22 protein-coding genes are annotated in these 26753 nt (G+C 68.6%); 15 read left to right on the plus strand and 7 right to left on the minus strand.

Features of this window, described 5'->3' with window-relative positions; genetic code table 11:
* On the minus strand, nucleotides 1–495 hold a 495-nt coding region (locus R2N01_RS06720), incomplete at its 3' end, for an FAD-dependent oxidoreductase (RefSeq protein WP_316669728.1).
* Nucleotides 496–628: 133 nt separating this feature from the next.
* Here R2N01_RS06720 and rpiB point away from each other — a divergent pair.
* The 9 genes from rpiB to R2N01_RS06765 all read left to right on the plus strand — a co-directional run bounded on the left by rpiB (nucleotide 629) and on the right by R2N01_RS06765 (nucleotide 12464).
* On the plus strand, nucleotides 629–1072 hold the full coding sequence (gene rpiB / locus R2N01_RS06725) for a ribose 5-phosphate isomerase B (protein WP_316669730.1): 444 nt from the start codon (nucleotides 629–631) through the stop codon (nucleotides 1070–1072).
* A gap of 112 nt (nucleotides 1073–1184) precedes the next feature.
* On the plus strand, nucleotides 1185–2744 hold the full coding sequence (locus R2N01_RS06730; protein ID WP_316669732.1) for a Re/Si-specific NAD(P)(+) transhydrogenase subunit alpha: 1560 nt from the start codon (nucleotides 1185–1187) through the stop codon (nucleotides 2742–2744).
* Nucleotides 2741–4129, plus strand: a complete 1389-nt coding sequence (locus tag R2N01_RS06735) for an NAD(P)(+) transhydrogenase (Re/Si-specific) subunit beta (RefSeq protein ID WP_316669734.1) — start codon at nucleotides 2741–2743, stop codon at nucleotides 4127–4129. Before R2N01_RS06730 ends, R2N01_RS06735 begins: the two co-directional genes overlap by 4 nt.
* A gap of 295 nt (nucleotides 4130–4424) precedes the next feature.
* Nucleotides 4425–5501 (plus strand): LacI family DNA-binding transcriptional regulator, encoded by a 1077-nt coding sequence (locus tag R2N01_RS06740; RefSeq protein ID WP_316669736.1) that lies wholly within the window; start codon nucleotides 4425–4427, stop codon nucleotides 5499–5501.
* Between the two features lie 432 nt (nucleotides 5502–5933).
* Nucleotides 5934–7097, plus strand: coding sequence for a substrate-binding domain-containing protein (locus R2N01_RS06745; protein ID WP_316669738.1), 1164 nt, complete (start codon nucleotides 5934–5936; stop codon nucleotides 7095–7097).
* Nucleotides 7094–8605, plus strand: a complete 1512-nt coding sequence (locus tag R2N01_RS06750; protein ID WP_316669740.1) for a sugar ABC transporter ATP-binding protein — start codon at nucleotides 7094–7096, stop codon at nucleotides 8603–8605. Before R2N01_RS06745 ends, R2N01_RS06750 begins: the two co-directional genes overlap by 4 nt.
* A complete protein-coding gene (locus tag R2N01_RS06755) occupies nucleotides 8602–9573 on the plus strand; it encodes an ABC transporter permease (protein ID WP_316669743.1) in 972 nt (323 codons plus the stop codon). Before R2N01_RS06750 ends, R2N01_RS06755 begins: the two co-directional genes overlap by 4 nt.
* Nucleotides 9574–9593: 20 nt before the next feature.
* Entirely contained in the window at nucleotides 9594–11678 is a 2085-nt protein-coding gene (locus tag R2N01_RS06760; protein ID WP_316669746.1) for a beta-galactosidase, read from the plus strand.
* A gap of 33 nt (nucleotides 11679–11711) precedes the next feature.
* The gene (locus tag R2N01_RS06765; protein ID WP_316669748.1) at nucleotides 11712–12464 is read left to right on the plus strand and encodes a hypothetical protein; all 753 of its coding nucleotides are present in this window, start codon (nucleotides 11712–11714) and stop codon (nucleotides 12462–12464) included.
* A gap of 172 nt (nucleotides 12465–12636) precedes the next feature.
* Here the strand turns inward: R2N01_RS06765 and malQ are convergent, their stop codons facing one another.
* Complete coding sequence (gene malQ / locus R2N01_RS06770; protein WP_316669750.1) at nucleotides 12637–14553, minus strand: 4-alpha-glucanotransferase; 1917 nt, start codon at nucleotides 14551–14553, stop codon at nucleotides 12637–12639.
* 232 nt (nucleotides 14554–14785) lie between these two features.
* Here malQ and R2N01_RS06775 point away from each other — a divergent pair, with 232 nt between their 5' ends.
* Nucleotides 14786–16591, plus strand: coding sequence for an HSP90 family protein (locus R2N01_RS06775; RefSeq protein ID WP_316669752.1), 1806 nt, complete (start codon nucleotides 14786–14788; stop codon nucleotides 16589–16591).
* Entirely contained in the window at nucleotides 16584–19511 is a 2928-nt protein-coding gene (locus tag R2N01_RS06780; protein ID WP_316669754.1) for a hypothetical protein, read from the plus strand. The genes R2N01_RS06775 and R2N01_RS06780 overlap by 8 nt, the downstream gene beginning before the upstream one ends.
* Before the next feature lie 88 nt (nucleotides 19512–19599).
* Here R2N01_RS06780 and R2N01_RS06785 read toward each other — a convergent pair whose 3' ends face one another.
* Nucleotides 19600–19878: an acylphosphatase gene (locus R2N01_RS06785; RefSeq protein ID WP_316669757.1), complete on the minus strand. Its 279-nt coding sequence runs from the start codon at nucleotides 19876–19878 to the stop codon at nucleotides 19600–19602.
* A 72-nt stretch (nucleotides 19879–19950) separates the two neighbouring features.
* A complete protein-coding gene (locus R2N01_RS06790) occupies nucleotides 19951–21174 on the minus strand; it encodes an acetyl-CoA hydrolase/transferase C-terminal domain-containing protein (RefSeq protein WP_316669772.1) in 1224 nt (407 codons plus the stop codon).
* Nucleotides 21175–21374: 200 nt separating this feature from the next.
* Here R2N01_RS06790 and R2N01_RS06795 point away from each other — a divergent pair, with 200 nt between their 5' ends.
* Nucleotides 21375–21527, plus strand: a complete 153-nt coding sequence (locus R2N01_RS06795; RefSeq protein ID WP_316669759.1) for a hypothetical protein — start codon at nucleotides 21375–21377, stop codon at nucleotides 21525–21527.
* A 46-nt stretch (nucleotides 21528–21573) separates the two neighbouring features.
* Here the strand turns inward: R2N01_RS06795 and cysE are convergent, their stop codons facing one another.
* On the minus strand, nucleotides 21574–22362 hold the full coding sequence (gene cysE / locus R2N01_RS06800) for a serine O-acetyltransferase (RefSeq protein WP_316669761.1): 789 nt from the start codon (nucleotides 22360–22362) through the stop codon (nucleotides 21574–21576).
* A gap of 110 nt (nucleotides 22363–22472) precedes the next feature.
* Here cysE and R2N01_RS06805 point away from each other — a divergent pair, with 110 nt between their 5' ends.
* Nucleotides 22473–23357: an arginase family protein gene (locus R2N01_RS06805; RefSeq protein WP_316669764.1), complete on the plus strand. Its 885-nt coding sequence runs from the start codon at nucleotides 22473–22475 to the stop codon at nucleotides 23355–23357.
* Nucleotides 23358–23379: 22 nt separating this feature from the next.
* On the opposite strand, the gene R2N01_RS06810 is transcribed toward R2N01_RS06805, so the two are convergent.
* Together R2N01_RS06810 and dnaB are read right to left on the minus strand one after the other, a co-directional pair.
* Entirely contained in the window at nucleotides 23380–23928 is a 549-nt protein-coding gene (locus R2N01_RS06810; RefSeq protein ID WP_316669767.1) for an NAD(P)H-dependent oxidoreductase, read from the minus strand.
* A 166-nt stretch (nucleotides 23929–24094) separates the two neighbouring features.
* Nucleotides 24095–25435 carry a replicative DNA helicase gene (gene dnaB, locus R2N01_RS06815; RefSeq protein WP_316669775.1) on the minus strand — a complete coding sequence of 447 codons (1341 nt, stop codon included), beginning with the start codon at nucleotides 25433–25435 and terminating at the stop codon, nucleotides 24095–24097.
* 684 nt (nucleotides 25436–26119) lie between these two features.
* Between dnaB and R2N01_RS06820 the strand changes: the two genes are divergently transcribed.
* Together R2N01_RS06820 and R2N01_RS06825 are read left to right on the plus strand one after the other, a co-directional pair.
* Nucleotides 26120–26467, plus strand: a complete 348-nt coding sequence (locus R2N01_RS06820; protein WP_316669778.1) for a metal-sensitive transcriptional regulator — start codon at nucleotides 26120–26122, stop codon at nucleotides 26465–26467.
* A 68-nt stretch (nucleotides 26468–26535) separates the two neighbouring features.
* Nucleotides 26536–26751, plus strand: coding sequence for a heavy metal-associated domain-containing protein (locus R2N01_RS06825; RefSeq protein ID WP_316669770.1), 216 nt, complete (start codon nucleotides 26536–26538; stop codon nucleotides 26749–26751).
* Nucleotides 26752–26753 lie beyond the last annotated feature (2 nt).

Here is a 26753-nt window from a genome sequence, read left to right on the forward strand (position 1 = left end):
GCGTCCGGAGCCGTCGGTCAGGACGTCGACGCCCCGCGTACTGGCGTCGATGCGCAGGCTCGTGCCCGGACGGGCGGCCATGGCGCGCACCACGGACACGAGGCTGCGCTGCACCCGCCGGCCGTTGGTCTCGTACGGGCTCGCCTCGGCCGCGTCGGCGCGCTCGATGAAGTCCATGAGCCTGGCCCGGACGAGCGGTGCGGTCTCCAGCAGGCGCCGCAGCGCCCTCCCGTCGGCCACGCCGGCGCCGGCGCGCAGCGCCTTCTCGTAGTCGTGGGGCCCGGTCCAGGTGCTGAGGCGCCCGGTCGAGATCGCGGTGGCCGAGTCGAACAGCGTGCCGCTGCTCAGGAGCACCGTGTCGACGCCGGCGCCGGCCAGCTGCATGGCGGCGGTCAGCCCTGCGGCACCCGCGCCGACGACCACGACGCGCGCCCGCCGCGTCCATTCGGGCGGGTCCGCATCGAGCTGCCGTGCCGATCGGATCGTCGCCGCCATGAGTCCCCTCCGCCGTCGGAGCCTGAGATGCCGCTGGTGCTCAGAATGCCGCGGCGGGCCTCCGGGCGGGGACGCGACCGGCGGTGACACAATGGATTCATTGCCGAGTCGTCGACGACCGTCAGGAGTTCTCATGCGCATCGCCTTTGGCGCGGATCATGCCGGCTTCGAGCTGAAGGAGCGCCTCGTGGCGTACGTGCGCTCCAAGGGCCACGAGATCGTCGACGTGGGCACTCACGGCCTCGACAGCGTCGACTACCCGGCGTTCGGCAGAGCGGCGGCGCAGAAGGTCCTCGACGGCGAGGCCGATCGCGCCGTCCTCGTGTGCGGCACCGGCGTCGGCATCGGCATGAGCGCCGGCAAACTGCCCGGCATCCGCTGCGCGATGGTCGCCGAGCCCTACTCGGCGCGCCTGGCCCGTCGGCACAACGACGCCAACGCGCTGGCCATCGGCTCGCGCGTCCTCGGCCCCGGCTCGGCCGAGATGATCGTCGACCAGTTCCTCGACACCGGGTTCGAGGGCGGCCGCCACGCCCGCCGGGTGGGCATGATCGAGGTGCCCGGCGACAGCCGTTGACGGCGGCCGGATGGTTGCCCGAATCGATCGGGCACTGCTCCGAAACCGCTTGCCAGCCCGGTCGGGTCCCCTGTTCCGCAGATAGTGATGCGCACCCGCTATGGTCGGGGCTATGAGAATTGGCATACCAAGGGAGTCGCTGCCCGGCGAGCACCGGGTCGCGGCAACACCCAAGACGGTTCCACAGCTCATCAAGCTGGGTTACAGCGTCGTAGTCGAGCAGGGCGCTGGCGAGCGCGCCTCCTACCTGGATGGCGAGTACGTCGCGGCCGGCGCCGAACTGGCCGGCACCACGACGGTGTGGGACAGCGACATCGTCATGGCCGTCAACGAGCCGAGTGTCGAGGAGCTGGGCGCGATGCATCCGGGCGCGACGCTCATCACCTTCCTCCACCCCAGAGCCAACCCGGGCCTGGTCGAGGCCCTCCAGAAGGCCGGCGTCACCGGCCTGAGCATGGACATGGTGCCCCGCATCTCGCGGGCCCAGGCCATGGATGCCCTGAGCTCCACCGCGAGCATCGCCGGCTACCGGGCCGTCGTCGAATCGGCCTACGCGTACGGCAAGACCTTCGCCGGCCAGGTCACCGCCGCCGGCAAGATGCCCCCGGCCAAGGTCTTCATCATCGGCACCGGTGTCGCCGGCCTGGCGGCGGTCGGCGCGGCCAAGTCCATGGGCGCCGAGGTCTTCGCCACCGACGTCCGCCCCGAGACGGCCGAGCAGGTCGAATCGATGGGCGGCACCTTCGTCCACGTCCGGCCCGCCGCCGGCGACCAGGGCGTCAGCTCCGACGGCTACGCCAAGGAGACCTCCGAGGACTTCAACAGGCGCGCCTCCGAGCTCTACGCGGAGCAGTGCAGGAAGGTCGACATCGTCATCCTGACGGCCGCCATCCCCGGCAGACCGAGCCCGAAGCTCATCACGCCCGAGATGGTCGCCTCGATGAGGTCGGGCTCGGTCATCGTCGACATGGCCGCCCTGGGCGGCGGCAACTGCGTGCTCACCCACCCGGGCGAGGAGTACACCACCGACAACGGCATCCACATCATCGGCTACACCGACATGGCCAGCCGCCTGCCCACCCAGTCCAGCCAGATGTACGCCACCAACATGGTGAACCTGGCCAAGCTGGCCACCCCGGGCAAGGACGGCCGGTTCGTCGTCGACTTCGACGACGAGGTGCTGCGCACCATGACCGTGGCCCGCGACGGCGAGATCACCTTCCCGCCCCCGCCGATCCAGGTCTCCGCGGCCCCGACCCCCGCCCCGGGAGCGGCCAGGACGGTCGAGAGGGAGCCCGAGAAGCCCAGGAGGGAACGGCCCTGGTGGTTCCTGCTGGCGGTGGTCGGCCTGCTGTCGGTGGCGCTCATCGCGCTGCTGACCTTCGCGCCCGGGAGCTTCGTGAGCCTGTTCGGCACCTTCGCCCTGGCCTGCGTGGTGGGCTACTACGTGGTGTGGAACGTCTCGCACGCCCTGCACACGCCACTGATGAGCGTCACCAACGCCATCAGCGGCATCATCATCGTCGGTGCGCTGCTGCAGCTGCCCAAGGACAACACGGCGATCACGATCATCGCGGCCCTCGGCGTGCTCATCGCGTCGATCAACATCTTCGGCGGCTTCTCGGTCACGCGCCGGATGCTCAACATGTTCAGGAGGGGTGATCGCCGATGACTCTCCTGCAGGCGAGCGTCGCCAATTTCACGCAGGCCACCTACATCATCTCCGGCCTGCTGTTCATCCTCGCCCTCGTCGGGCTGAGCAGGCACGAGACCGCCAAGCGCGGCAACGTCTTCGGCATCCTGGGCATGGCCCTCGCGCTGATCGCCTCGATCGTCTCGCTGGCCGTCGGCGACACCCGGGGCATCGCCTGGATCCTCATGATCTTCGCCATGATCATCGGCGCCGCGATCGGCCTGTGGAAGGCCGCCCGGGTCGAGATGACCGGCATGCCCGAGCTGGTCGCCCAGCTGCACAGTTTCGTCGGCCTGGCGGCCGTCCTGGTCGGCATCAACGCGTTCATCGAGACGCCGGACGCCCCGGCCTTCCAGATGTACGAGATGTGGATCGGCGTCTTCATCGGCGCCGTCACCTTCACCGGCTCGGTCGTCGCCTGGGGCAAGCTGGCCGGGAGGATCAAGTCCGCCCCGCTGACTCTGCCCGGCCGCAACTGGCTCAACCTGGGCGCCCTGGTGGCGATCATCGCCTTCGGCGTCTGGTTCGCCAACGGCGGCGGCTGGTTCCCGCTGATCATGCTGACGATCCTGTCGCTGCTGCTCGGCGTCCACCTGGTCGCCGCGATCGGCGGCGCCGACATGCCCGTGGTCATTTCGATGCTGAACAGCTACTCCGGCTGGGCGGCCGCCTTCAGCGGCTTCAGTCTGCAGCTGCCCGTCCTGATCGTCACCGGCGCCCTGGTCGGCGCATCCGGCGCGATCCTGTCGTACATCATGTGCAAGGCCATGAACCGCAATTTCGTCTCCGTCATCCTGGGCGGTTTCGGCCAGGCCGGCGGCGGGCCGGGCGAGGGCCCCGAGGGCGAGATCAGCGAGCTCGACACGACGGCCGTGGCCGACCTGCTCAAGGGCTCCACCTCGGTCATCATCACCCCCGGGTACGGCATGGCCGTCTCGCAGGCGCAGGCCCCGGTGGCCGAGCTCGTCCGCAAGCTGGAGGGCCACGACGTCGAGGTGCGCTTCGGCATCCACCCGGTGGCGGGCCGCCTGCCCGGCCACATGAACGTGCTGCTGGCCGAGGCCCATGTGCCGTACGACATCGTTCTGGGGATGGACGAGATCAACGACGACTTCAAGACGACCGACGTCGTCCTGGTCATCGGCGCCAACGACACCGTCAACCCCGCCGCCATGGAGCAGGGCACCCCGATCTCGGGCATGCCGGTCCTGCACGTGTGGGAGGCCGGCAGGGTCGTCGTCTTCAAGCGCGGCATGAACGCCGGTTACGCCGGCGTCCAGAACCCGTTGTTCTACAACGAGAACACGGTGATGTGCTTCGGCGACGCGAAGGAGTCGATCAACGCCATCAACGCCGCCCTGTGACGAACGTCCGGTGCTGAGTGAGGGGCCGGTCACCCCGGTGGTGACCGGCCCCGTCCGTGCCAGGGGTGCAACCGGACTTTCATCCTGGTGCGGACGAGAACCCGGACCGGAGTAGCCGACAGGCACCGGGATACCGGTGCCGCCAAGGGCGCGTACCGTACCGGCGCGGTTCATGCGTCCGGTGCGCATGGGTGATCGGCTGAGGCGCCATGCGTGGGCCCGGGGTGCCGCGCAGCGGCCAGGAGATCTGGGCCAAGCCGACCAGTTCTCACGACTGAAGTGGGACAATTCCGAGGTGAGCAACCCCAAGAAAACCAGTACAACAGGCGCGCGGGGCCACCGTTCGGACCGTATGAGCATCAAGGACGTTGCCCGCCTGGCAGATGTGTCGTACCAGACCGTCTCACGCGTGATCAATGATGATTCACGGGTGAGCGACCGTACTCGCGATCACGTGTGGAAGATCATCCAGTCCACGGGTTTCGTCCCGAACCCCGCAGCCCGGGCGCTGGTCATGCAGAGGTCGAGCCTCATCGGGATTCTCACCGATGGCTCGACGCGCTACGGGCCGGCCGGCGTTCTCGCGGCAGTCGAGAACGCGGCCAGGGACGAGGGCTACGCCGCGAATGTCCTCGTGCTTGCCGAGGCCGACTCGCGTGGCACGGTTCGCGCGTACCAGCACTTCATCGATCAGGGCGTTGCGGGCATCGTGGTCATCGCCCCCAAACTGCCTCTGGCAGAGGCAGTCCGCGAGACGAAGTTCTCAGTGCCAGTCGTGATGGTCGCTGCCGGGGAGTCAAGCGTCCCAGGGGTCGCCGTCGTCTCGGAGGACCAGGAATACGGTGCGCGGCTCGCGACACGTCACCTGCTCGACAAGGGACATCGTGAAGTGGCTCACCTTGCGGGGGAACTCAGCTGGCTGGATGGCCGGGTGCGGTTGCGTGGGTGGCAGTCCGAGCTGCGCGCAGCGGGCATCGAGCCACCGCCCCACATCCAGGGCGACTGGACCGGAGAGAGCGGCTATGCCGCGGGTAGGCGCATGCTTGACGAGGGCTTGCCCTCCTCGATCTTCGTTGCGAGTGATCTCATGTGCCTGGGGATGCTGAGGGCCTTCTACGAAGCCGGGGTGCGTGTGCCGGACGACATCAGCGTGGTCTCCTTCGACGACAGCGAGTTCGCTGCCCAGTTCTACCCCCCGCTCGACAGCGTCCGGCAGGACTTCAACCGCTTGGGGCAGGAAGCTGTGCACATGCTCCTGCGTCTCATCCAGGGCGAACCTGCCGGCACGGTCGTCATACCGCCGGTGCTGACGGTGAGGAGTTCTGTCGCACGGTCCCGCGCCGCTGTCGCACGGTCCAGCACCACCGGGTGAGTTCCCGATCGGTGACCCGGGGGGTCGCGGCCCGGTCCGCCGGCGTGCCGCGACGCCCGGTCACGTCCCGTGGTGCGGTGCAACGGGACGTCCTTTGAGCGAGTCAGGCTGACGGGACGGGCGTGGCCCCATCGGCTCGTCAGCCATCAGACGTCACACCAGTGCGCTGGGCGCCGGGTGAGCGGACTCATGGCGCTCACGTCACATACCGCGCGCCCTTGTGCTCGATCCCGCTGCCCACCATGGGAAGAGGATGTGATGCCTCGTCCCGGGCGGATCCGAGCCACGCATCAGCGGCGCTGATCCGTGCGGGAGCAGCTCTTGACACGGCTATGCAGAACGTTCACACTATGTGATGACGAAACGTTCACAATCAAGGGATTGCGGCGCACACGTCAACCGTGAGTCAACGTGGATCGAAGGAGATTGACGATGCAACGACGAACTGTCTTGCTTGCTGCGGCTGGTATTCCGATCAGCGCGTTGTTCCTGCAGGGATGTACGTCTTCTGGTGAGAGCACGGTAACGGCAACGAATGCGGAGATCAACGCGAAGGCCGATGAGGCGATCCGTCAGCTGGAATCGGCCGTGAGTGCCACCGGGCCGCATGGCGAGAGTGCCGCCGCCGCCTCGGAGGTTGACCTCACCGACGCCGACATCGACACCGTGAAAGCGATGGGGGCGACCGCCGCGATTGCGATGCACACGAGCGGTGACGACTGGTCGGCGGCGCAGATCGCCGGCCTCACGTCGCGATTCAACGAGCTCGGCATCAAGATCACGTCGACCACGGATGCGAACATGGACCCCAGCAAGCAGGTGTCCGACGTCGAGACGATCCTGGCTCAGAAACCAAACATCCTCGTCTCCATTCCCACCGATCCTGTCGCGACCGCCTCGGCATATCGAATGGCCGTGGACCAAGGCGTCAAGGTCGTGTTCATGGACAACTGTCCAGACGGCTTCACCGCTGGTTCGGACTATGCCTGTGTCGTCTCATCCGACAACTACGGGAACGGGGCGATCTCAGCGCATCTCATGGCGAAGACCCTCGGCGGGCAGGGGAAGATCGCTGCCATCTATTACGAAGCCGATTACTTCGTGACGAACCAGCGTTACCAGGGGTTCAAAGAGACGCTCACGAGCAATTACCCGGACATCCAGATCATTGCGGAGCGAGGCATCAGTGGTTCAGATCTCGCCGGCTCTGCGCAGAAACAAGCCGATGCCCTCCTCAGCCAGAACGCCGATCTGAACGGCATCTGGGCCGTGTGGGACGTCCCCGCTGAGGGAGTCATCGCGGCGGCGCGTTCGGCGAGCCGGACAGATCTTGGAGTGGCCTCCGAAGATCTTGGCAAGAATGTTGCTATCGCAATGGCCCAGGGCCAGTATGTCTGCGGACTCGGCGCACAGCGTCCATATGATGCCGGGATCACCGAGGCAAATGCAGCGGCCAAGGCCCTGCTTGGCCAGACGATTCCGGCCTTCATTGCGCTGAGCCCGCTGGCGGTGACCAGGGACAATGTTGCTGATGCCTGGCGGAGCGTCTATCACACCGATCCGCCCGAAGAAGTGCGGCAGGCGCTGGAGGCATGACTGTGACCGGTTGCACTGAGTCGGCCTTGATCAGGATGTCAGGAATCCGCAAGAGTTTCAACGACGTGCAGATCCTCAACGATGTCGGCTTTGAAGTGAGAGCAGGGGAGATACACGCGCTGGCGGGAGGAAATGGGGCCGGCAAATCAACTCTCGTGAAGATCCTCCAAGGCGTCTACCAGAAAGATGCTGGAACGATTGAGATCCAGGGGAGGCCGGCCCAGCTGAACACGTACGCCGATGCGCGGCGTCAGGGCATCGGGATGGTCTTCCAAGAGTTCTCCCTGGTCCCCACGCTGACGGTTGCGCAGAACATCTACCTCAATGATGAGCCACGCTCGGCAATGCTCATTCGGGATGCTGAGATGGTTGCCGGCGCGCGGGAGATATTGGAGCGGATGCAGGTCGACCTGGATCCGCGTGCCGAGCTGGCGTCCCTGGGCACGGCCTATTGGCAGCTCACCGAAATTGCCAAGACCTTACGGGGGAAAGCCCGAGTGCTCATCATGGACGAGCCCACCGCGTCATTGGCTAGGAAGGAGGCGGATCGGCTTTTTGAGCTGCTGCGGAACCTGCGAGAGCAGGGGATCGGCATCATCTACATATCCCACCGCATGGAGGAGATCTACGAGATAGCGGATAGGATAACGATTCTCCGGAATGGATCGAATCTGCTCACCAAGCCGATCTCCGAGATCACCCAGGAAGAGATCGTTCGGGGGATAGCGGGGAAGGCCGTGGCCCTCACTGCTGCTGGTTCCACGGGGCAATGCGGGGGCGTGCTGCTGCAAGTCACCGGCGTGAGTGCGCAGCGCAAGCTGCACGATGTCTCCTTCGAGGTACACGCAGGTGAGGTCATAGGGGTGGCAGGGCTCATGGGATCCGGCCGGACCGAGCTCCTTGAGGCCTTGTTCGGAATCAATCGGATAACCATGGGCAGTATCGTCCTCGATGGTCAACCCATGTCGCCGAAGAGTTCGAGGGATGCCATCGCGGCAGGCGTCGTGCTGATTCCGGAGGACCGGCGCCGTCAAGGGCTCATACTCAAGCACTCCGTCCAGGAGAACCTCGTTCTTCCGGATCTCTCGGCGGTGCTGCGCGGCGGTCTGCTCTCCGCGGCCGCCGAACGGGATCGCGCAGTTCAGCTGATTGGTTCTTACGGCATCAGGGGCGCCGGCCCGAACCTGCCCGTCGAGGTGCTGTCGGGCGGCAACCAGCAGAAAGTGGTGATCGGCAAGTGGCTGGGGGTCGGCCCCCGTCTGCTGCTCATGGACGAGCCGACCGCAGGGGTGGACATCGGAACGAAATCAGAAATTGTCAGACAGGTGAGGGAGTTTGCTCGAAACGGCGGTGCCGTCCTTGTTGTTTCGAGTGAGTATCAAGAACTCATCGCCATGAGTGATCGGTATCTCATCATGAGAGGTGGCTCCATCATCCGCAGTCTTCCGGCGGATGCGGTGCGGGACGAAACCACGTTGGAGATGTGGGTACAAGGAGTTGAGCAATGACCGAATTATCAATCGGGGGGACACATTCCCGGGCCAAGGGCCTGTTGAGCCGGGTGAACCTTGGGCAGTACATCATATACTTGGCGTTCGCCGTCACCTTCATCTTGTTCGCAGTCGTGCTTAACGATCGTGGCTTTCTCACCAGCGGAAACCTCATGAACATCCTCCGGCAGAGCGCCATCGTGGGCGTGATCGCGGTGGGGATGACTTTCGTCATCGCCGATGCCGAAATCGATTTGTCGGTCGGTTCGGTGGCCGGACTCGTTTCCGTGGTCACGGCCATGGCGATTTCCCACTGGGGCATTCTTGCCGGAATCGTCGTGGGGCTCATGGTCGGGGTGCTCATCGGTCTCATCAACGGAAGTCTGGTGGCCTTCGTGAAGATTCCGTCATTCTTGGTGACCCTGGCAATGATGGGGATTGCGTTCGGTCTGGCCCAATGGGTCACTGATTCTGCGCCCCAGCCCATCCTGAAGCAGGGCTACAACATGGCCTTTGGCTCCGGTGACATCGGACCGTTGCCGGGCCTGGTGGTCTGGTTCCTCATCGCAGCGGGCTGCGGTGCATTTGTTCTCAAGAAGACCCGCTTCGGACGTCATGTCGTCTCGGTCGGCGCCAATCCGACCGCTTCGATTTACACCGGGATCAGCGTTGTCCGAACGAAATTCCTAGTCATGCTGATCTCCGCGGTCGTCGCTGCGCTCGGCGGAATGCTGTACGCAGGGCGGCTGCAATCCGGACGGTACCAGTGGGGCCAAGGCGACGAGATGAATGCCATCGCGGCCGTCATCCTTGGCGGCACGGCCCTGGCAGGTGGCCGTGGCTCCGTCCTCGGGACCGTGTTCGGCGCACTCTTCATGGGACTCATCAACAATGGGCTGATTCTGGCAGGTCTCAGTTCCCCGCAGCAGCAGGTCGTCCGGGGGATCATCATCATCCTTGCCGTGGCGCTGGGCAGCAAGAAGTAAGAGAAGTGAAAGGAAATAACATGGGAACCGTTCCATTGGAAAAGACGTCTCAGCTCGAGGTGGCGAATCAGAGATTCCTGATCGAGGGTGAGCCCGGGGCGCTCTATGGCGGTGCCGTCCACTACTGGCGGCTTGATCGGGAGAAATGGTCAGTGATCCTCGACACCGTCGTGGCCATGGGTTATCGCATGATCTCCATCTACATCCCGTGGGAGGTCCATGAGCTGGAGCGCGGCAGGTTTGATTTCGGTGAGATCAACCCCGCGAACGACATTGATGCCTTCCTGAGCCTTTGTGAGGAGAAGGGCCTTCGTATCGTCGTGCGGCCGGGACCGCAGATCAATTCCGAACTCACCGGATTCGGGTACCCGCAGCGTATCCTCGCCGATGAGTCGCTGCACGCCCGCAATGCACGCGGTACGCGAGTGGTCCTCACCCAGGCGCCCCGCCCGATCCCGGCTCTGAGCTACGCCGCTGACAAGTTCTTCGAGGAGACCGCGTTGTGGTATGACGCGATCTGCCCCATCCTCGCCCGGCACGCCTACCCGAAGGGCGGGCTCGTCGCCTGCCAGGTCGACAACGAGATGGCCTATTTCTTCGGACTCAACTACTATTCGTCAGACTACTCCGAGGCCTCGATCGAGAAGTATCGCGCGTTCCTCGTCGAGAAGTACGGTTCCCTGGCCGAGATCTCCAAGGCCCACCGTACCCGGTACGACGCCTTGGAAGACGTGGATCCGCCGCGCAAGTTCTGCGCACGGCAGCCCGGCGACCTGCCGGTCTACTTGGACTGGGCGCAGTACCGGGAGAACTATCTGGTCGACTCGATTGCTCGGCTCGCCGATATGCTCCGTGAGCGTGGCCTGGCCTCGATTCCGCTCTTCCACAACTACCCGCATCCGCTTGGGCCGGGCGGTGCCTCGTCCAACTTCACGACGCCGTTCAATCTCATCGCCTTGGAGCGGGTTGTCGATTTCGTCGGCTTCGATGTCTATTCCCGCAAGGAACTCTTCCAGCACGTGAAAACGGTCACGAGCTATGTGTCCGGGTCGAGCCGGTACCCATACATCCCGGAGTTCATCGCAGGTGTCTGGGCCTGGTACCTGAACCCCGGGGACCTGCGTGATGAGGAATTCGTCACCAAGGCTGCACTGATGCATGGCATAAAGGGGTTCAGCAGGTATATGCTCGTCGAACGCGACAGGTGGCTCGATTCCCCGATCCGTCGTGATGGCACCGTGCGGGGGGACAAGGCCCACGTCTTCGGGCAGGCCAACAGAATGCTCGACTGCCTTGACTGGCAGCACATGGATCTTCTCGCCCCGGTCGCCCTGCTGGCGAATCGTGACTATGACAGGCTGGAGGCTGCCAGCGTACTCGTGTCGTTCCCGGGCGATTTCCTAGAGACCCCCAGCACGTTCAGCGAGTACCCGAACATTCTCACCGTCGATGAGAGCGACATCGGATTCCAGCAGCCCGTCCAGCTGTCGAAGCGCGACTGGTTCGGGGCCTGGTATGAGAACTTGGAGCAGTCACGTGCCGGCTTCGTCATCAGCGACACGGAGGCAGATCTCGAGCTGCTCGCGCAGCGCAGGATCGTTGTCCTCACCACCTTCGAGTTCCTCTCCGCGCAGACCCAGCAGACCCTTGTCGATTACGTTCGCCAGGGCGGGACGCTGGTCCTCGGCCCCACGATCCCGACTCTCGGCGCCGACATGGAGCCGTGCACGATCCTTTCCGACGCCCTGGGCGGCAATTCGGCGGGATCGGCGAGGCTCGGCGAGGGGAGCGTTCACGTCGTCGCGTCGCCCGGCGACATGGCAGCTGTACTGGGCCAGGTCTTGGCCGGTCTCGGGGAAACCCCGGTGACGGTCGACAACCAGCTGCTGCGCTCGACGATCCATCTGAATTCGGCGAACCCGAAGGATGTCGTCGTCTTCATCGCGAACCCCACGGACGAGCCGCAGACCGCTACGGTCACGGCCGAGACCCCCATCGTGGCATGCCAGGATGCGTGGTCGGGCGAACAGCTGTCCAACACGGGACCCCTCATGTGCGAACTCCTGCCCTACACCGTCCACGCCTTCCGCATCGCCCTGGACTGAAAGGAACCATCAATGTTGCACGCGAATGCGCAGATGCTTGACATCGACGTCGATCAATGGCGCGCCGCCCAGGACCTCATCCTGCATTCCGGGAAGGCTGCTCCCCGGTTGGTAATCATCCACGACCATGGCCGAGTCCAGAAGGCGCGTTTCTCCGACGGGGAACCCCTCGCCAATGCCCCGACCTCGATCACCGATCCCAGGCGGACGGCCGCGGAACTGTTCGCCGAGTTCAACGAGCGGGTCGAATTCGTCATGGTCATGGAACGCGATGCCGTCGATGATTACTTCGCCCGGGTCCAAGGGGCATGGACGATCGGCACCGATCTGGACGATTTCGTGACGAGCATGTTTGCCGCTCTCGACGACGATCCTGAGGGGATCGTGGTGCATCCCGGGCCGGCAAGCGGTCAGCTGGGACTGCAATGGCGACTCGGCTGGGGCCATGAGGAGATCGTCGCCAAGGTGGCCTCGGCGATATCGCCGGATTCCTGGGTGATTCTGGGCAGTCACGACGTCGACCGGCTCGTGGCGAGTCTTCTCATCCACTTCGACGAGGACCTTGAGGTCGACTTGTTCACGACGGCGGCCCCTGAGCGGGTCGACCTGATCGGGGGACGTGAGGAAGTGCTCGAACGGCTGATCGACCTGGTGAGGCAGCAGGGCGGAAGGGTCGGCTTCGCGCTGTCCGTCGATCATCAGCTGGCGCCCGAGCTCCTGGCCGTCACGGACAAGGCGCGGGTGATCGTTGCCCACCCCGGTGAGGTCACCGTCCGCACGCCATGAATTCTCCGGTGATCGTCCAACCGACCGGATGAGCGGGTGTCCCGGGCAGTTCCTGCCCGGGACACCCGTCTGTCGTCGGCACAACATCGGGTGTTTCCCCCGGAGCCACCACGAGCCCGTGACCGGCGGACATCGGTCGTGACAGCCAGCCGCGGGACGGGGCCGTGGCGCCTCAGCGGTTCTCGCTGAGCAGCTGCACGAGGTCGTGCGCCATCGGGCTCCGCATGACGCGGCCCACCGGTTCGGGCAGGGCCAGGCGCCAGTTCGGGTAGACGCCGACCGTGCCGGGCATGTTGGGGCGCTCGCGCACCATGGCGGCGTCGTTCAGCACGGCCAGCACGACCCTGCTCGGCGCGTTGCCGAGTCGGCGGTAGCGGGCCAGGATGGCGTCGTGGATCTCGCGGTCGGAGATCCGCCCGCCGGGCTTGCCGGGATCGATGCCGGCCTCCTCGGCGAGCGAGCGGCGGGTGCGCTCGATCTGGTCCCAGTCCGCGTTCTTGCCGATGCGCCGCAGGTCCTCGACGTCCGAACCGGTGATGAGCCCGGCCACGGTGACCTGGTCGTGGGTGGACGAGGTGCCGATGCCCAGTTCGGGGAAGTCATCGGTGTCGGCGCGCATGGCCGAGCGGTTGGCGAGCATGCCGATGTCGGCCATGGACTCGCGCACGCCGGGCGGGACGGTGCCCATGTCCTCGCCGACGATCCAGGCGCCGGCGCGCATGGCCTCCAGGCGGAGGATGGCCAGCAGCGCGTGCACCGGATAGTTGACGTAGACGCCCTCGGCCGCGGTGCCGTCCTTCGGCACCCAGTACAGGCGCCACAACTGCATGACGTGATCGATGCGCAGCGCCTTGGCATGGCGCAGGCCCTCGTGGACCATCTCGATGAACGGGCCGAAGTCGTTGCGGATGAGCTTCTGGGGGTTGAACGGCGGCAGCCCCCAGCGCTGACCCTCGATGTTGTGGGTGTCGGGCGGACAGCCGATCTCGAAGTCGAAGCACAGCGAGTCCTGGAAGGCCCAGGCGTCCTCGCTGCCCTGGTCGAAGCCGACCGCCAGATCGGCGATGACGTCGACGCCGCAGTTGCAGGCCTCGGCGTACTGGACGTCGGCGACCCACTGGCACCACGTGTAGAAGGAGACCTCGTCGGCGTGCTCGGACGCCCAGCGGCGCACGGCGGCCGAGCCCGGGCGGTGCAGTTCGTCGGGCCACTCCCGCCAGTTGGAGCTGTCCAGCTCGTCGGCGATGGCGCACCAGATCGCGAACTCGTGCAGGGCCCTGCCGCGGCGCTGGCAGTAGTCGACGTACTCGATGTCCTCCTCGCCGCGCATGGCCTCCCAGACGCGCTGCAGCGCCTCCTTCTTGAGGGCCCACACGGCGGAGCGGTCGATGAGACGCTCCCTGTTGAGCGCGCGCCCGGCCGCGGACAGGTCGGACAGGTCGACGCGCTCGGCCCCGGGCGCCTGACCGGGCGCCACGTGCAGGAGATTCAGGAACTGGCGGCTGGCCGGCGAGTAGGGGGAGTCCTGCGGGTGGCTGACCGGGGCGATGGCGTGCACCGGCGAGACCTGGACGCAGCCGGCGTGCTGGGAGCAGGCGATACGGCAGACACGGCCCAGATCGCGGAAGTCGCCGATGCCCCAGGAGTCCTGCGACCGGGCGGCGTACAGCTGCACCTGCCAGCCCCAGCTGCGGTCGGGGGTGCGCAGGTTCTCGGGGGCGGCGATGACGAGGCGGCGCTGGCCGGTGTCGGTGTAGAGGATGTGGTATCCGGGCACGTCGACGACGCCATGGGCCTGGTAGTGGTAGCCGTTCTCGAGGATGAGCTCGCCGAAGAGCTCGGGATGGTAGCGGCCCGGCGTGCAGATGAGCGGGGCGCCGATGCCGAAGGGCAGCTCGCTGCGGAAGTGGCCGTCGACGAGCTCGAGCGTGCTGGTGGGGACCTTGACGGCGGTGCCGGCCGCGCTGACGTAGCTGCCCGACACGCCCAGCGGCTCCAGGCGCCTCAGGAGGTCGTCGCGCTCGGTGTTCTCCGCGCCCGCCGCCTGATCGTCGAAGCCAGGGGCGTGAGCAATCTCGTTCCAACTCACGCCACCAGGCTATAGGTCTGATTAACCACGCGGGAACCGCGCCGCGTTTTGCCCCGGCCTCACAGCCCTCTGACGGGGTTCGGGTCGGGGTTCTCCCGGAACGGCCGCGGCCTGCGGGGCACGGGCGCTTGAGGCGCCCGGCCCGGTCCGGGCCCGCGGCCCCGCTCTTCTGCGGCCCGGACGGTACGGCCTCGGCCCGGGCCGCTCGGAGCAGGGCCCTAGGCTTGGTCATGTGCCCAGCAATGACGCCTTCCAGGTCGACCTGCACGGCCTCGTCGACCTGCTCAGCCACAACCTGTACTCGAGCCCGCGCATCTTCGTGCGCGAGCTCCTGCAGAACGGCGTCGATGCGCTGACCGCGGCCGGCCCCCGCCCGGACGACCACCGCCCCGGCATCATGCTCGTCGGTTCGGATGTCTCGACCGACGGGCGCATGCACTGCCTCGACTCGGGCATCGGCCTGGACGACGGCGACGTGCGCACCTTCCTGACCACCATCGGCGGCTCGTCCAAACGCGGCCACGACGAGACGCTGCTGGGCCGCTTCGGCATCGGCCTGCTCAGCTGCTTCATCGTCACCGATCAGATCGAGGTGCTCACCCGCAAGGACGACGGGCCGGTCGTGCGGTGGATCGGCCACGGGGACGGCACGCACGAGATGGCCGATCCGGCCGGCATCGGGGACGAGCGCGCCGCCTGGCTCGCGGAGGGTCCGGGTACCTGCATCGCGCTGCGCCCGTCCACCGGCACCGCCCAGTGGCTCACCGCCGGGCGCATCACCGAGCTGGCTCGCACCTTCGGCGCCTACCTGCCGTACCGCATCGTCAGCGCCCGCGCCTCCGGGGCGCCGGCCCCGATCGCCCCGACCACGCCGCCGTGGCGCCTTGCCGGGCGCGCCCGCCGGCGCGAGTGCGAGAGGCTCGCCCGCCAGCAGATGGGCGTCGAGCCCTTCGCCGTCCTGCCCGTGGCGGTACCCGCTGCCGGCCTGGACGGGGTCGTCGTCATCCTCGGCCAGCAGGCCCAGGCCGGCTCGCGCGGCGGCCACCGCGTCCACCTGCACGGCATGCTCGTCTCCGAGGACGTGCCCGGGCTGCTGCCCGGCTGGGCCTTCTTCGCCCGCGCCGTCGTCGACTCCACCCGCCTGACGCCGACGGCGAGTCGGGAGGGGCTCTACGAGGACGACGTGCTCGAGCAGGTGCGCACGGGCCTGGGGGAGCAGATCCGCCACTGGATCATGCGCCTGGCGGCCACCGACCCGGGGCGCATCGGCCGGTTCCTGGCCGTGCACGCCGTCGCCGCCAAGGCGATGGCGCTGAGCGACGACGAGCTGTTCGAGACCCTGCTCCCGGTGCTGCGCTTCGAGACGAACACCGGCGAGACGACCCTGCCGGAGCTGGCCGGGCGCACCGATGCCGTCCATGTCGCGCGCACCATCGAGGACTACCGCCAGGTCGCCGCCGTCGGCGCGGCCCAGGGCATCGACATCCTCAACGGCGGCTACGTCTACGACGCCGAACTGGCCCTGCGCGCCCCGCGGGCCATACCCGGCCTGCGGGCCAGGGCCCTGTCGCCGCAGGACCTGGACGCGCACATCCGCACCGTCGGCGAGGAGCGGCTGCGCGCCGCCCGGCCCGGTCTGGAGCGCGCACGCCATGCGCTGAGAAGGCTCGACGTCGACGTGGAGCTGCGCGCCTTCGCGCCCGCCTCGATGTCGGCCCTCTACCTGGACGACGAGGGAGCCCGCGCCGCGGCCGCCTCCGACGAGGTCGCGGCCGGCGCCGACGACACCTGGGCCGCCCTGCTGGCGACCATGCGCCCGACTCCGGTCAGGCCCCGGCTGCTGCTCAACGACGACAATGCGCTGGTGCGCAGGGTGCTGGCCCTGGGCGAGGACGGGCTCGTCGCCCCCGCCGTCGAGTCGCTGTACGCCCGCGCCCTGCTGGCCGCCGGTCACCGGCTGCGCGCAGCCGACCTGGCGGCCGTCGACCACTCCTTCCTGGCACTGCTCACCCACGTTCTGGAGGCCGATGATGGCTGACGGAGGAACCAGGGACCGGATCATCCAGCTGCACGACACGGCGATCGATCGCCCGTATCCCGAGCAGATCGCGCCGCTGGAGCGGGCCGTCGAGCTGGCCGACGAGCTGGGCGACGAGGGGCTCGGCATCGCCGTGCGCCTGGCGCTCGTCTCGGCGCTGGTCTTCGGCGGGCGCTTCTCCGGGGCCTTCGTCCCGTTCGCCTGGCTCGTCCAGCGCTACGACGCGGGCTCGCCCGCCCTCACCGACCGGTACCGCCACGGCATCCTGTGGCGCAACAAGTGGATCGTCGACAACGCCGCCTCGTACCCGCAGATCCCGCTGGCCCAGATCGAGGCGCTGCTGGCGGACATGAAGCGGCGCTACGCGGCGGCCGGCGTCGGTCCCGAGCCGGTCGCCAAATGCGTCTACGAGTTCGTCTCCGCCACCCGCGGCGATGATGCCGCTGGCGCCGAGTTCGCCGCCTGGACGGTCCTGCCCCCCTGCGACATGAGCGACTGCCGGGCCTGCTCGTCCAGATCCCAGGCCCGGTACTGGCACAACCGGGGCCAGCACGAGCGCGCCCTCGAGCTGCTCGCCCCCGTCCTGCGGGGCGAGTCCGCGTGCGCCGAGGAGCCCGGGTCCTCGCTGGGTCTGGCGGCCCAGTGCGCCGCCGAGCTCGGGCGGATGGACGAGGCCGCCGCGTACCACATGCGCGGCTGGCGCGAGTGCCGCGACAACATCGGGCTGACCGGTGGCGTGCCCGGGCACGTCCTGCTGTGCGCCCGCACCGGCGCCCTGGCCCGGGGCCTGGAACTGCTGGCCCACCGCTGGGAGCAGGTGCGCGAGTTCGACAAGCCGCTGACCCGCATGCATCTCCAGGCCGCCGCCGCGCGCCTGGTCGGTGCCTGCCTGGCCGGGGGCATGCGCGGGCAGCGCCTGCTCACCCGCACCGGCGAGGAGCTCGTCATCGACCAGGGCCTCTACGACGAGCTGACCGGGCGGGCCCTTGGGGCGGCGGCGGCCTTCGACGCCCGCAACGGGAACGGCTCGGAGAGCCGCTTCCTGCGCAGGGCCTACCTGGACGCCGGTCCCCTGCCGCCCATGCCCCTGACCACCGGCGTGGCGGACCCGCATCGCGGCGAGCCGCTCAACGGCCTGTCGTCGCACCCGCTCGCAGTGGGCCTGGAGGAGATCGCTACCGCCCCGCTGGAGGACCTCCGGGGACTGTTCGAACGCGTCATCCGCTGGGGAGGCTGCGACGCCGCCGCCGCACTGGAGGCGCGCTGGCGCGCGCTGCGCGCCGAGGCGATCGCCCGGGCCGAGACGAGCGGCGACACCGAGCGCCTCGGACTCGTCGCGGATTTCGTGGCGGCCATGAACCTTCTCACCGGACGGGCCCGCGAGTCGCAGAGGCTCGAAGCGGCCGAAACCGGCATCCGGCTGCTCGAGCAGGCCGGCGATGCGGTGTCCGTGGCGGCGATCCAGCACCGGCTGGCGCTGGACATCGCCCATGACGAGGAGCGGGCCGCAGCGCTGGCCGAGCAGGTGCGGTCCAGCGGCGACATCCGACCGATCCTCCAGATCATGGGCGACAACCCGGTCGGCCCCGACGATCCGGCGGCCGTCCGGACCAGGCTCGGCGAACTCGAATCGCTCGGCGTCGCGCCCGGTTCCGAACCGCTGGTCCGCTACCGCTGGGCCCATCTCGTGCTGGACTGCTGCAGTGGCCCCGGCCCCGGGCTGGCGATGTGCGAGCGCGTCGAGGGGCTGCTGCTGCCGGAGGAGTTCCCCGAGCTCCGGGCCAGGATCTGCGAGCTGCGCGCCGGGGCCCTGTGGGAACAGGGCCGCCGCGACGAGGCGACCGCCGTGGTGGACGCCGCCATCGGGTACCTGACCCGTGCCGGGGCCCTCAACGAGCTGGGACGGATGCTGCTGCGCCAGCGCGGCCGCATCCACCAGGTGGCGGATGACCAGCTCGGGGCCGAACGCTGCTTCCAACGCGCCATCGCCTGCGCCCAGCACACGGGGAACCTGCCGATGCTCACCGATGCGCGAGGGGCTCTGTGCGCGCTCCTGTTCAACCAGGGCCGCGCCATCGAGGCCATCGAGGTGGCCGAGCACGCCCTGGCCGATCTGGAGATCCCCGACGACCCGTACGCGGGGTGGAGCACCAGGGCCATGATGGACTCCCGCGCCCAGATCGCCAGCATGGCCGCCCGGTTGTGCCGGGGCCTCGGCGAGACCGGGCGGGCCGTCTCGCTGGCCAGGCGCGGCGCCGACGACGCGATCCGGCTCGGCAGGCCCGCCGTGGCCGCCGGCCTGCTCGGGATCGCCGGTGACGGGCTGTGCGACTCGGACGCCGTGGAGGCCCTCAGGGCGTACACGCAGGGCGTCGAGCAGGCCCGCGCGGCCGACGACCCCGTGGAGCTGCTCGAACTGCAGCGACGGCGCATGTGGGCGGCCGCCGGGGCCGACGGCCTGGACGCCGGCCTCGCCGTTCACGCCGAGGCGGTTGCGGCCGGCCGGGCGCTGTGCGAGCGGGCGTTCGTCGACGCCGAGTTCGCCGAACGGACGAACATCGACCGCGAGATGACGATGCTCGATGTCTCGGTCGACCGGGTGCGTCTGCTGGCCACCCACCGCGCCTACGACCGGGCCCTGTCCGAACTCGGGGACGCGCCCGAGACGATCCTCGCCCGCGGCGACACGGCTTTCGCCGCCTCGATCCACGACCTGCGCGCCCGGATCCGCCTGGCCGTCGACGACGAGCGCGGGGGCTTCGCCGACATCGGTGCGGCCATGGGGCTGGCAGACCGGCTGGGGGATTCCCGGTTGCGCGGCGAGTTCGCGGCGCTGGGCGCCAACTGGCTCGAGAGCGAGGGCCGTGGCGACGAGGCCGAGCGGTTCTGGACGGCCAACAACGGCCGACAGGAGGGCTGAGCGGGCGCCCCCGGGCGTTGCGGCGCGGCGCGGCCCGGTCGCAGGCGGCGGGGGCCCGCTCCGGCCGGGGCTCCTCCCCGGTGCCGGTTCAGCGCACGGCGAAGCCGCTCAGCCCGGGCCTCCGCGGCGCCTCGCGTACCTGGAGCCGGCGGACCAGCGCGAAGCCGGGACCCTCGCGCAGCCACTCGACGAGCTCCTCGACCGCCGAGTCATCGCCCTGGGCGAACAGCTCGACGTCCCCGCCGGGCAGATTGCGCACCCAGCCGCTCAGCCCCAGCGCATCGGCCCGCTGCAGCGTGTACCAGCGGAAGCCGACGCCCTGGACGAGGCCGCCGACGAGCACGTGGACGCTCCGTTGACCACTCATGGCCCTGCCCTTCCGCAGTCGAGAGGTGCTCTCCCATTATCGGGTGGGGGGCGGGCGCCACCGGGCCCGGGCTCAGACCCTCAGCCCCATCGCCCGCCCGGCCTCGCGCAGTTCCTCGCGGGCCTCCGGGTGGGCGGCCTGCTCGATGATCTGCCGGGCCTGCGTGCTCTCGTCGTTGCCGAAGACCTGGGCGATGCCGTTCTCGGTGGCGATCGCGCTCATCTGCACCGAGGTGACCGGCGAGACGATCTTCGGGACGACCGTCGACACGTCCGCCTTCCGGTGCCAGCTGTGCAGGGCGATGATCGCCTCGCCGCCGGCCGAGTGCATGGCCCCGACGAGGAAGTCCGTCGAGCCGCCGGTGCCCGAGTAGATCCGGTCGCCGCGGCGGGTCGCGTTCGTCTGGGCGAACAGGTCGACCTGCATGGCCGTGTTGACGCTGACGACCTTCGGCAGGGCCGAGATGATCGCCGGGTCGTTCGTCACCTCGCAGCGGCGCAGCCGGACGCGCGGGTTGTCGTCCACCCAGTCGTAGAACTCCTGGCTGCCGAGCATGAAGGTGCCGGTGAGCGGAACGTCGGGGTCGAGGGCCCCGGCCCGGTCGAGCGCCATGGCTCCGTCGCTGATCAGCTCGCTCCAGAAGCGCAGGCCGCGGCGCCGGTGCAGGCGGCCGAGCACGGCGTCGGGCACCGCGCCGATGCCCGCCTGGATGCTCGAACCGTCCTCGACACGGGCGCCGATCAGCTCGCCCAGGCGCAGCGAGACGTCGTCCGGGACGGGCTCGGGGACTGTGAGCATCGGACGGTCGATCTCGACGCCGTAGTCGATGTCGTCGATGTCGATGACGCCGTCGCCGTGGACGAACGGCATCCGCGGGTTCAGTTGTGCGATGACGATGCCGCCGCGGGCGCGCACGGCCTCGACGGCACCGGGCATGACCTGGACCTCGATGCCCATGGAGACCCTGCCGCCGCGCGGAGTCGTGGTGTGCAGGACGACCGCATCGGGCGGGCAGGTGGTCCGGAACAACCGTGTCGACAAGGACAGCCGCATCGGGAAGTAGCGGGTGCGGCCGGAGCGGCGCATGGCCGGGCCGAGGAAGATCGTCTCGTGCGTGACGCCCTCGCGCGACGGGATGCCCGCCGGGGCGTTGACGCAGAACAGGAACCAGCGTCCGAGCTGCGCGTCGAGGAGGTCGAGCAGTTCCAGCGGCGTGGAGAGACTGCCGGGGGCGACGAGCCGTGGCTCGTCGGGAAGCCCCGCAGTCATGCCGCTGAGCTCCTCGGGGCTGATCATTCGCATGGCGACACAGTACCGATGGGCGCGCCGCAGCAGGCCCGCCCCACGCGTTGAGACGGCGCCGGCGGCCGCCCGCAGCCGGACTCTGCGGGGCGCCAGCGGGATGCTGCGTTAGCCTTGCGAGCGCGGGAGCGTCCTCGCGAGTGCTCCCGCCGGTCCTGCCGGAGCCAGGGCCTGCGGCGCGGCAAGGGGAGACGATGGCGAGGAATCCGGTCAAGAGGCAGCACGACGGTCACGACGGCGGTGCCTTCCGCGGTGAGGGGCTTCCCGCCCTGCTCCTCCTGGCCATCGTCGGCGTCCTGTCCGCTGCGGTCCGCGGTTCGAACAGGAGCCGCCGCGCTCGCGGCTGAGCGCGCCCGGGGCCCGCGGTGCCCGCGGGGCGCCGCGTCCCCGGGCTCAGTCCGGCGCCCCGTCCCCGGGATCGTTGTCGGACGGGGAGTCCTCGATCGGATAGCTGACGACCTTGGCGGGCACGCCGACGACCGTCGCATGGGCCGGTACGTCCTTGAGCACCACCGAGCCCGCGCCGACCTGGGCGCCCTTGCCGACGCGGATGTTGCCGAGCACCTTCGCGCCGGCGCCGATCACGACGCCGCGCCCGATCTTCGGGTGCCGGTCACCACCGATCTTGCCGGTGCCGCCGAGCGTCACCTCGTGGAGCATCGAGAAGTCGTCCTCGACCACCGCCGTCTCGCCGATGACGACGCTCGTCGCATGGTCGAACATGATGCCCTTGCCGATGCGGGCGCCGGGGTGGATGTCGACGGCGAAGACCTCGGAGATCCGGCTCTGCAGGTAGAGCGCCAGCACCGTGCGCCCGGCCGTCCAGTAGTGGTGGGCGACGCGGTAGGACTGCAGGGCGTGGAAGCCCTTGAAGAACAGGAGCGGCGTCGAGTAGCTGCGGCAGGCGGGATCGCGGCGCAGCACGGCGCGCAGGTCCTCGCGGACGGCGACCACGATGCCGGGCTCCGCGGCCAGGGCGTCGTCGATCAGACGCCGCAGGCTCATGGACGACAGCGTCTCGCTGCCGAGCTTGGAGGCGAGGATGAAACTGATCGAGTCCTCGAGGCGGTCGTGGTCCAGGATGGAGGCGTGCAGGAAGCTGGCGAGGAGCTGCTCCTCGTTGGCGTCGCGGCGCGCCTCGGAGCGGATCAGCTCCCACAGTGCGTCCTTCTCGGCAGTCATGGGCCCAATCCTATGGCGGAGCGGTCGGGCGCCCGGGAGCGCCGAACCGCTGGTCGGCGGCGTCCGCCCGGCCCCGGCCTGACGAGTGATTCCCCAGCGAGGAGCGAACGATGACCGATACGAATCCCGGCAGTGCGAGCACCCTGCGTCTGATCTGGCCGCAGTGGCAGGGCGCCGGCAAGCAGACCGTCGCCGAACTGCTGCCCGGCGTCGAGATCGACCAGGCCCGCAGGGCCTACGCGGTCGGCACGAGGGTGCTGCAGGCGATTCTGCCCGAGCACGCCGGGCCGACCCGCACCGTCCCCGTCGACGGCGGCGATCCCGACGAGGGCTCCACCGGGGGCGTCGAGTCCCGGTCGGCGATCCGCGCCGGCCTGCGGGCCATCGAGTCCTGCCCGTCCGCCGAGCGCATCTGCACCCTCGGCGGCGAGTGCTCCGTCTCCATCGCGCCGTTCACCAGCCTCGCCGCCAGGTACGGCGATGACCTGGCGGTCGTCTGGATCGACTCGCATCCCGACGTCGACACCCCCGACACGGGCTACGACGGCTGGCACGCGATGGCCGTCAGCGCCATCCTCGGCCGGGGCGACCCGGAACTCGTCGGTATGCTGCCCGCCAGCGTCGACGCCTCGCACGTCGCGCTCGCCGGACTCCACGACTGGGTGGAGGACGCCTACGCCCACGTCGGCCAGTGGGGCCTGTCGGCCTTCAGCCCCGAGGACCTGCGCGGGAGCACCCGGCCGCTGCTGGACTGGCTCGCCTCGACCGGCGCCTCCAAGGTCGCCATCCACCTGGACGTGGACGTCGTCGACTCCGACGAGGCCATCCTCGGCCTCGGCCGGGTGCCCGCCGGCCTGACCCGCGCCCAGGTGCGCCGGGTCGTCTCCGACCTGTCGGGCGCCGCCGACGTCGTCGCTCTGACGGTCGCGGAGTTCATCCCGCGCAGCGTCATCTCCCTCCAGACGCTGATCGGCGGTCTGCCCCTCACCGGCTGAGAGGGACGGACCGCCGGGCGGCTCACTCGTAGTCGCCGAGGGCGGCCAGGTGCTCGTCGGCCAGACAGGCGGCGTAGGCCCCGGCCCGGGCGGCGAGTTCCTCGTCGCCGATGGACATGGAACCGGCCGTGACGAACGGCCTGACGAAGCGGGTGCCGATCAGATTGCTCGTGGCCTGGAAGGGGCGCAGCAGCTCGGTGACCAGGTACTTGTAGTCGCCGTCGTGCGCGTAGTTGCCGGCGGCGGCGCCCGGCGAGACGGCGAGAAGCAGCTCCTTGCCGTGCAGAGCCGTGCCGCTCGAGCCGTAGGCCCAGCCGTAGGTGAGCACGTCGTCCTCCCACTGCTTGACGAGCGCGGGGCTCGAGTACCAGTACATGGGGAACTGGAGGACGATGCGGTCGGCGGCGGCCAGCACGGACTGCTCGGAGGCGGCGTCGACCGCGAAGTCGGGGTAGAGGTCGTACAGGTAGCGCACCTGCGCGCCGTCGACGCCCTCGGCCGCGTCGGCCAGCGCCCTGTTGATCCTCGACCGGTCGAAGTGAGGATGGAAGACGAGAACGGTCGTATTCATCGATTCTCCAGGTTCTGGCGCCGTGCCCACCGGGCCGAACGCCTCTGCTCATCGGATGCCCAGCCAGTGTGGCACTTGAAACCGGCCCTGGGTCAAGCACCGGGCCGGTGCACCGGGCCGATTCGGCCTGCGGCGAAACGATCCGCGGATCATCGGGGCCCGGCGCTCACCGCTGCATGTCGACGAACCGCGAGTAGTGGCCCTGGAAGGCCGTGGTGACGGTGGCGGTGGGGCCGTTGCGGTGCTTGGCGACGATGAAGTCGGCCTCTCCGGCGCGGGGGCTGTCGCGGTCGTAGGCGTCCTCGCGGTGCAGCAGGATGACGACGTCGGCGTCCTGCTCCAGCGAGCCGGACTCGCGCAGGTCCGACAGCATCGGCTTCTTGTCGTTGCGCTGCTCGGGACCCCGGTTGAGCTGGCACAGGGCGATCACCGGGATCTGCAGCTCCTTGGCGAGCAGCTTGATCTGGCGGCTGAACTCGGAGACCTCGAGCTGGCGGCTCTCGACCTTGCGGCCCGAGCTCATCAGCTGCAGGTAGTCGATGATCACCAGACGCAGGTCATTGCGCTGGCGCAGGCGGCGGGCCTTGGAGCGGATCTCCATCATCGTCAGGTTGGGGGAGTCGTCGATGAACAGGGGCGCCTCCTGCACGTGGCCCGTCTTGCGGACGATCTGCTGCCAGTCGTCCTCGCTCATCCTGCCGTTGCGGATGTGGTTGAGCGGCACGCCCGCCTCGGCCGACAGCAGGCGCATGACCAGCTCGGTCTTGCCCATCTCGAGACTGAAGTAGACGGTGGTCAGGCCGTTCTTAACGGCTGCCGAGCGCGCCAGGTCGAGCGCGAGGGTGGACTTGCCGACGGCCGGGCGGGCGGCGACGATGACCATCTGGCCGGCGTGCAGGCCGTTGGTGAGCTCGTCGAGCTCGGCGAAGCCGGTGGGCACGCCCGACATGGCGTCGTCGTGCGACTGGATGGCCTCCATCTCGTCGATGGTCGGTTCCAGCAGGTCCTTCAGCTGCTGGTAGTCGTCGGAGGTGTTGATGTCGGAGACCTCGTAGATGGCCTGCTGGGCCGCGTCGACGATGTCGGGCACGTCGCCGGCGCCCTGGTAGCCGAGCTGGGAGATCTTCATGCTGGCCTCGACCAGGCGGCGCAGGGTGGCCTTGTCGTGGACGATCTGCGCGTAATGGCCGGCGTTGGCCGCGATCGAGACCGACTGCACGAGGTCGATGAGGTAGACCCGGCCGCCCACCCGCTCGAGTTCACCCGTCCTGCCGAGCCGGGCCGCGACCGTCACCGCGTCAGCGGGCTCGCCGTGGCCGTAGAGCTCGATGATGGCGTTGAAGATCGCCTCGTGGTTGGGCCGGTAGAAGTCGTCGGCGCGCAACTCCTCGGTGACGTCGGCGATGGCGTCCTTGGACAGCAGCATGGCCCCGAGCACCGATTTCTCGGCGTTGATGTCCTGGGGAGGGGTGCGGTCGAGTGCCTCGGCCGGAGACTCCTCCCTCATGATGGATATGCTCATGCTCCCCTTCCTCTTCCTCTCCTCCTGGTGCTGCCCGTGCGGCGCCGGGCAGGTCCTCCGGCGCGTCGCCGGCGGTGAGACCACAACGCTAGGCGGAGCCACTGACAAGAACCATCGGGGGACCCCCGGAAGGCCCTCGAGGACCGCCCTGGAGAGCCCTCGCCCGTCCGCACGCGGCCACTCACGGTAGCGCTGCGCGCGGTGCCCGTCCATCGGGGGTGGGCCGGTTCGGATCGAGTTGTCCACAGGCCCGGTGGATAACTCCGGAATCCGTGTGGAAGGGCGCGGCGTGTCGGGTGGACGGCTTGTGCACAGTCCTGTGCCCCCACAGTTTTATTTGCATGCAAATCAAATTGACTAGGGGAAATAAGGATGAACTGTGAGCTTCTCTGTGAACTGCAAAGTAGTCTTCGTCGATTTGCGCTTTCCTCTTCCGCGTGTACTGCCGGACGTCGGCGGGCTCGCGTTGTCCACGGCCGGCGCCGTTGACTGTGGATAACGACCCGGCTGTGCACAACTGCTTTCATACGGGCCCAATAGGGGCGTTGCCATTGGTGATTGAAAATGGGAGCGCCATCGCGGCCCGCGTCCGGCGGCCTCGCCACCAATACCCTCAGCGGGTATTTGAATGAACCCCCCTGGGGTATTATCCTGATGACCATGAGCGAGATGACGACCAGCGGCGAGGCCGTGCGCACTGCCGCCGAGTGCTGCCACGACCCGGAGTGCGAGCACCACTACGGCTATCTGAACAGCAAGGACAACTACCTCAAGCGCCTGCGCCGCATCGAGGGCCAGGTCCGGGGCCTGCAGAAGATGGTCGCTGAGGAGAAGTACTGCATCGACATCCTCACCCAGGTCTCGGCCGCCACCAAGGCGCTGCAGTCCGTCGCCCTGGCCCTGCTCGACGAGCACATGAGCACCTGCGTGGTGCGCGCCGCCAGGGCCGGCGGCGACGAGGCCGAGGTCAAGCTGGCCGAGGCCTCCGACGCCATCGCCAGACTCGTCCGCTCCTGAGCGCCCGGCCCGCCGGAGCGCCCACCGGGTTCCCAACCACCGACCGATCGGACCGATCAGGAGGAGAAATGTCCACCACCGCCAGCTACACCGTCACCGGCATGACCTGCGAGCACTGCGTCGACCACGTCACCGAGGAGGTCTCGGCCATCGACGGCGTCACCGGCGTCGAGGTCGCCCTGGCCGACGGCTCCATGGTCGTCACCAGTGACGTCCCGATCGATTTCGCCAGGATCACCGAGGCCGTCGAGGAGGCCGGCGACTACCGGGTCGCCGCCGCCTGATG

Source organism: uncultured Propionibacterium sp., from assembly GCF_963539965.1.
Taxonomy (GTDB): Bacteria; Actinomycetota; Actinomycetes; order Propionibacteriales; family Propionibacteriaceae; genus Propionibacterium.

What these genes read in the sequence shown, in the direction of transcription:
- rpiB (WP_316669730.1), top strand. Translation starts at nt 629, where the DNA reads ATGCGCATCGCCTTTGGCGCGGATCATGCCGGCTTCGAGCTGAAGGAG.
- R2N01_RS06730 (WP_316669732.1), top strand. Translation starts at nt 1,185, where the DNA reads ATGAGAATTGGCATACCAAGGGAGTCGCTGCCCGGCGAGCACCGGGTC.
- R2N01_RS06735 (WP_316669734.1), top strand. Translation starts at nt 2,741, where the DNA reads ATGACTCTCCTGCAGGCGAGCGTCGCCAATTTCACGCAGGCCACCTAC.
- R2N01_RS06745 (WP_316669738.1), top strand. Translation starts at nt 5,934, where the DNA reads ATGCAACGACGAACTGTCTTGCTTGCTGCGGCTGGTATTCCGATCAGC.
- R2N01_RS06750 (WP_316669740.1), top strand. Translation starts at nt 7,094, where the DNA reads ATGACTGTGACCGGTTGCACTGAGTCGGCCTTGATCAGGATGTCAGGA.
- R2N01_RS06755 (WP_316669743.1), top strand. Translation starts at nt 8,602, where the DNA reads ATGACCGAATTATCAATCGGGGGGACACATTCCCGGGCCAAGGGCCTG.
- R2N01_RS06760 (WP_316669746.1), top strand. Translation starts at nt 9,594, where the DNA reads ATGGGAACCGTTCCATTGGAAAAGACGTCTCAGCTCGAGGTGGCGAAT.
- R2N01_RS06765 (WP_316669748.1), top strand. Translation starts at nt 11,712, where the DNA reads ATGCTTGACATCGACGTCGATCAATGGCGCGCCGCCCAGGACCTCATC.
- R2N01_RS06780 (WP_316669754.1), top strand. Translation starts at nt 16,584, where the DNA reads ATGGCTGACGGAGGAACCAGGGACCGGATCATCCAGCTGCACGACACG.
- R2N01_RS06785 (WP_316669757.1), bottom strand. Translation starts at nt 19,878, where the DNA reads ATGAGTGGTCAACGGAGCGTCCACGTGCTCGTCGGCGGCCTCGTCCAG.
- R2N01_RS06790 (WP_316669772.1), bottom strand. Translation starts at nt 21,174, where the DNA reads ATGATCAGCCCCGAGGAGCTCAGCGGCATGACTGCGGGGCTTCCCGAC.
- R2N01_RS06795 (WP_316669759.1), top strand. Translation starts at nt 21,375, where the DNA reads ATGGCGAGGAATCCGGTCAAGAGGCAGCACGACGGTCACGACGGCGGT.
- cysE (WP_316669761.1), bottom strand. Translation starts at nt 22,362, where the DNA reads ATGACTGCCGAGAAGGACGCACTGTGGGAGCTGATCCGCTCCGAGGCG.
- R2N01_RS06805 (WP_316669764.1), top strand. Translation starts at nt 22,473, where the DNA reads ATGACCGATACGAATCCCGGCAGTGCGAGCACCCTGCGTCTGATCTGG.
- R2N01_RS06810 (WP_316669767.1), bottom strand. Translation starts at nt 23,928, where the DNA reads ATGAATACGACCGTTCTCGTCTTCCATCCTCACTTCGACCGGTCGAGG.
- dnaB (WP_316669775.1), bottom strand. Translation starts at nt 25,435, where the DNA reads ATGAGGGAGGAGTCTCCGGCCGAGGCACTCGACCGCACCCCTCCCCAG.
- R2N01_RS06820 (WP_316669778.1), top strand. Translation starts at nt 26,120, where the DNA reads ATGACGACCAGCGGCGAGGCCGTGCGCACTGCCGCCGAGTGCTGCCAC.
- R2N01_RS06825 (WP_316669770.1), top strand. Translation starts at nt 26,536, where the DNA reads ATGTCCACCACCGCCAGCTACACCGTCACCGGCATGACCTGCGAGCAC.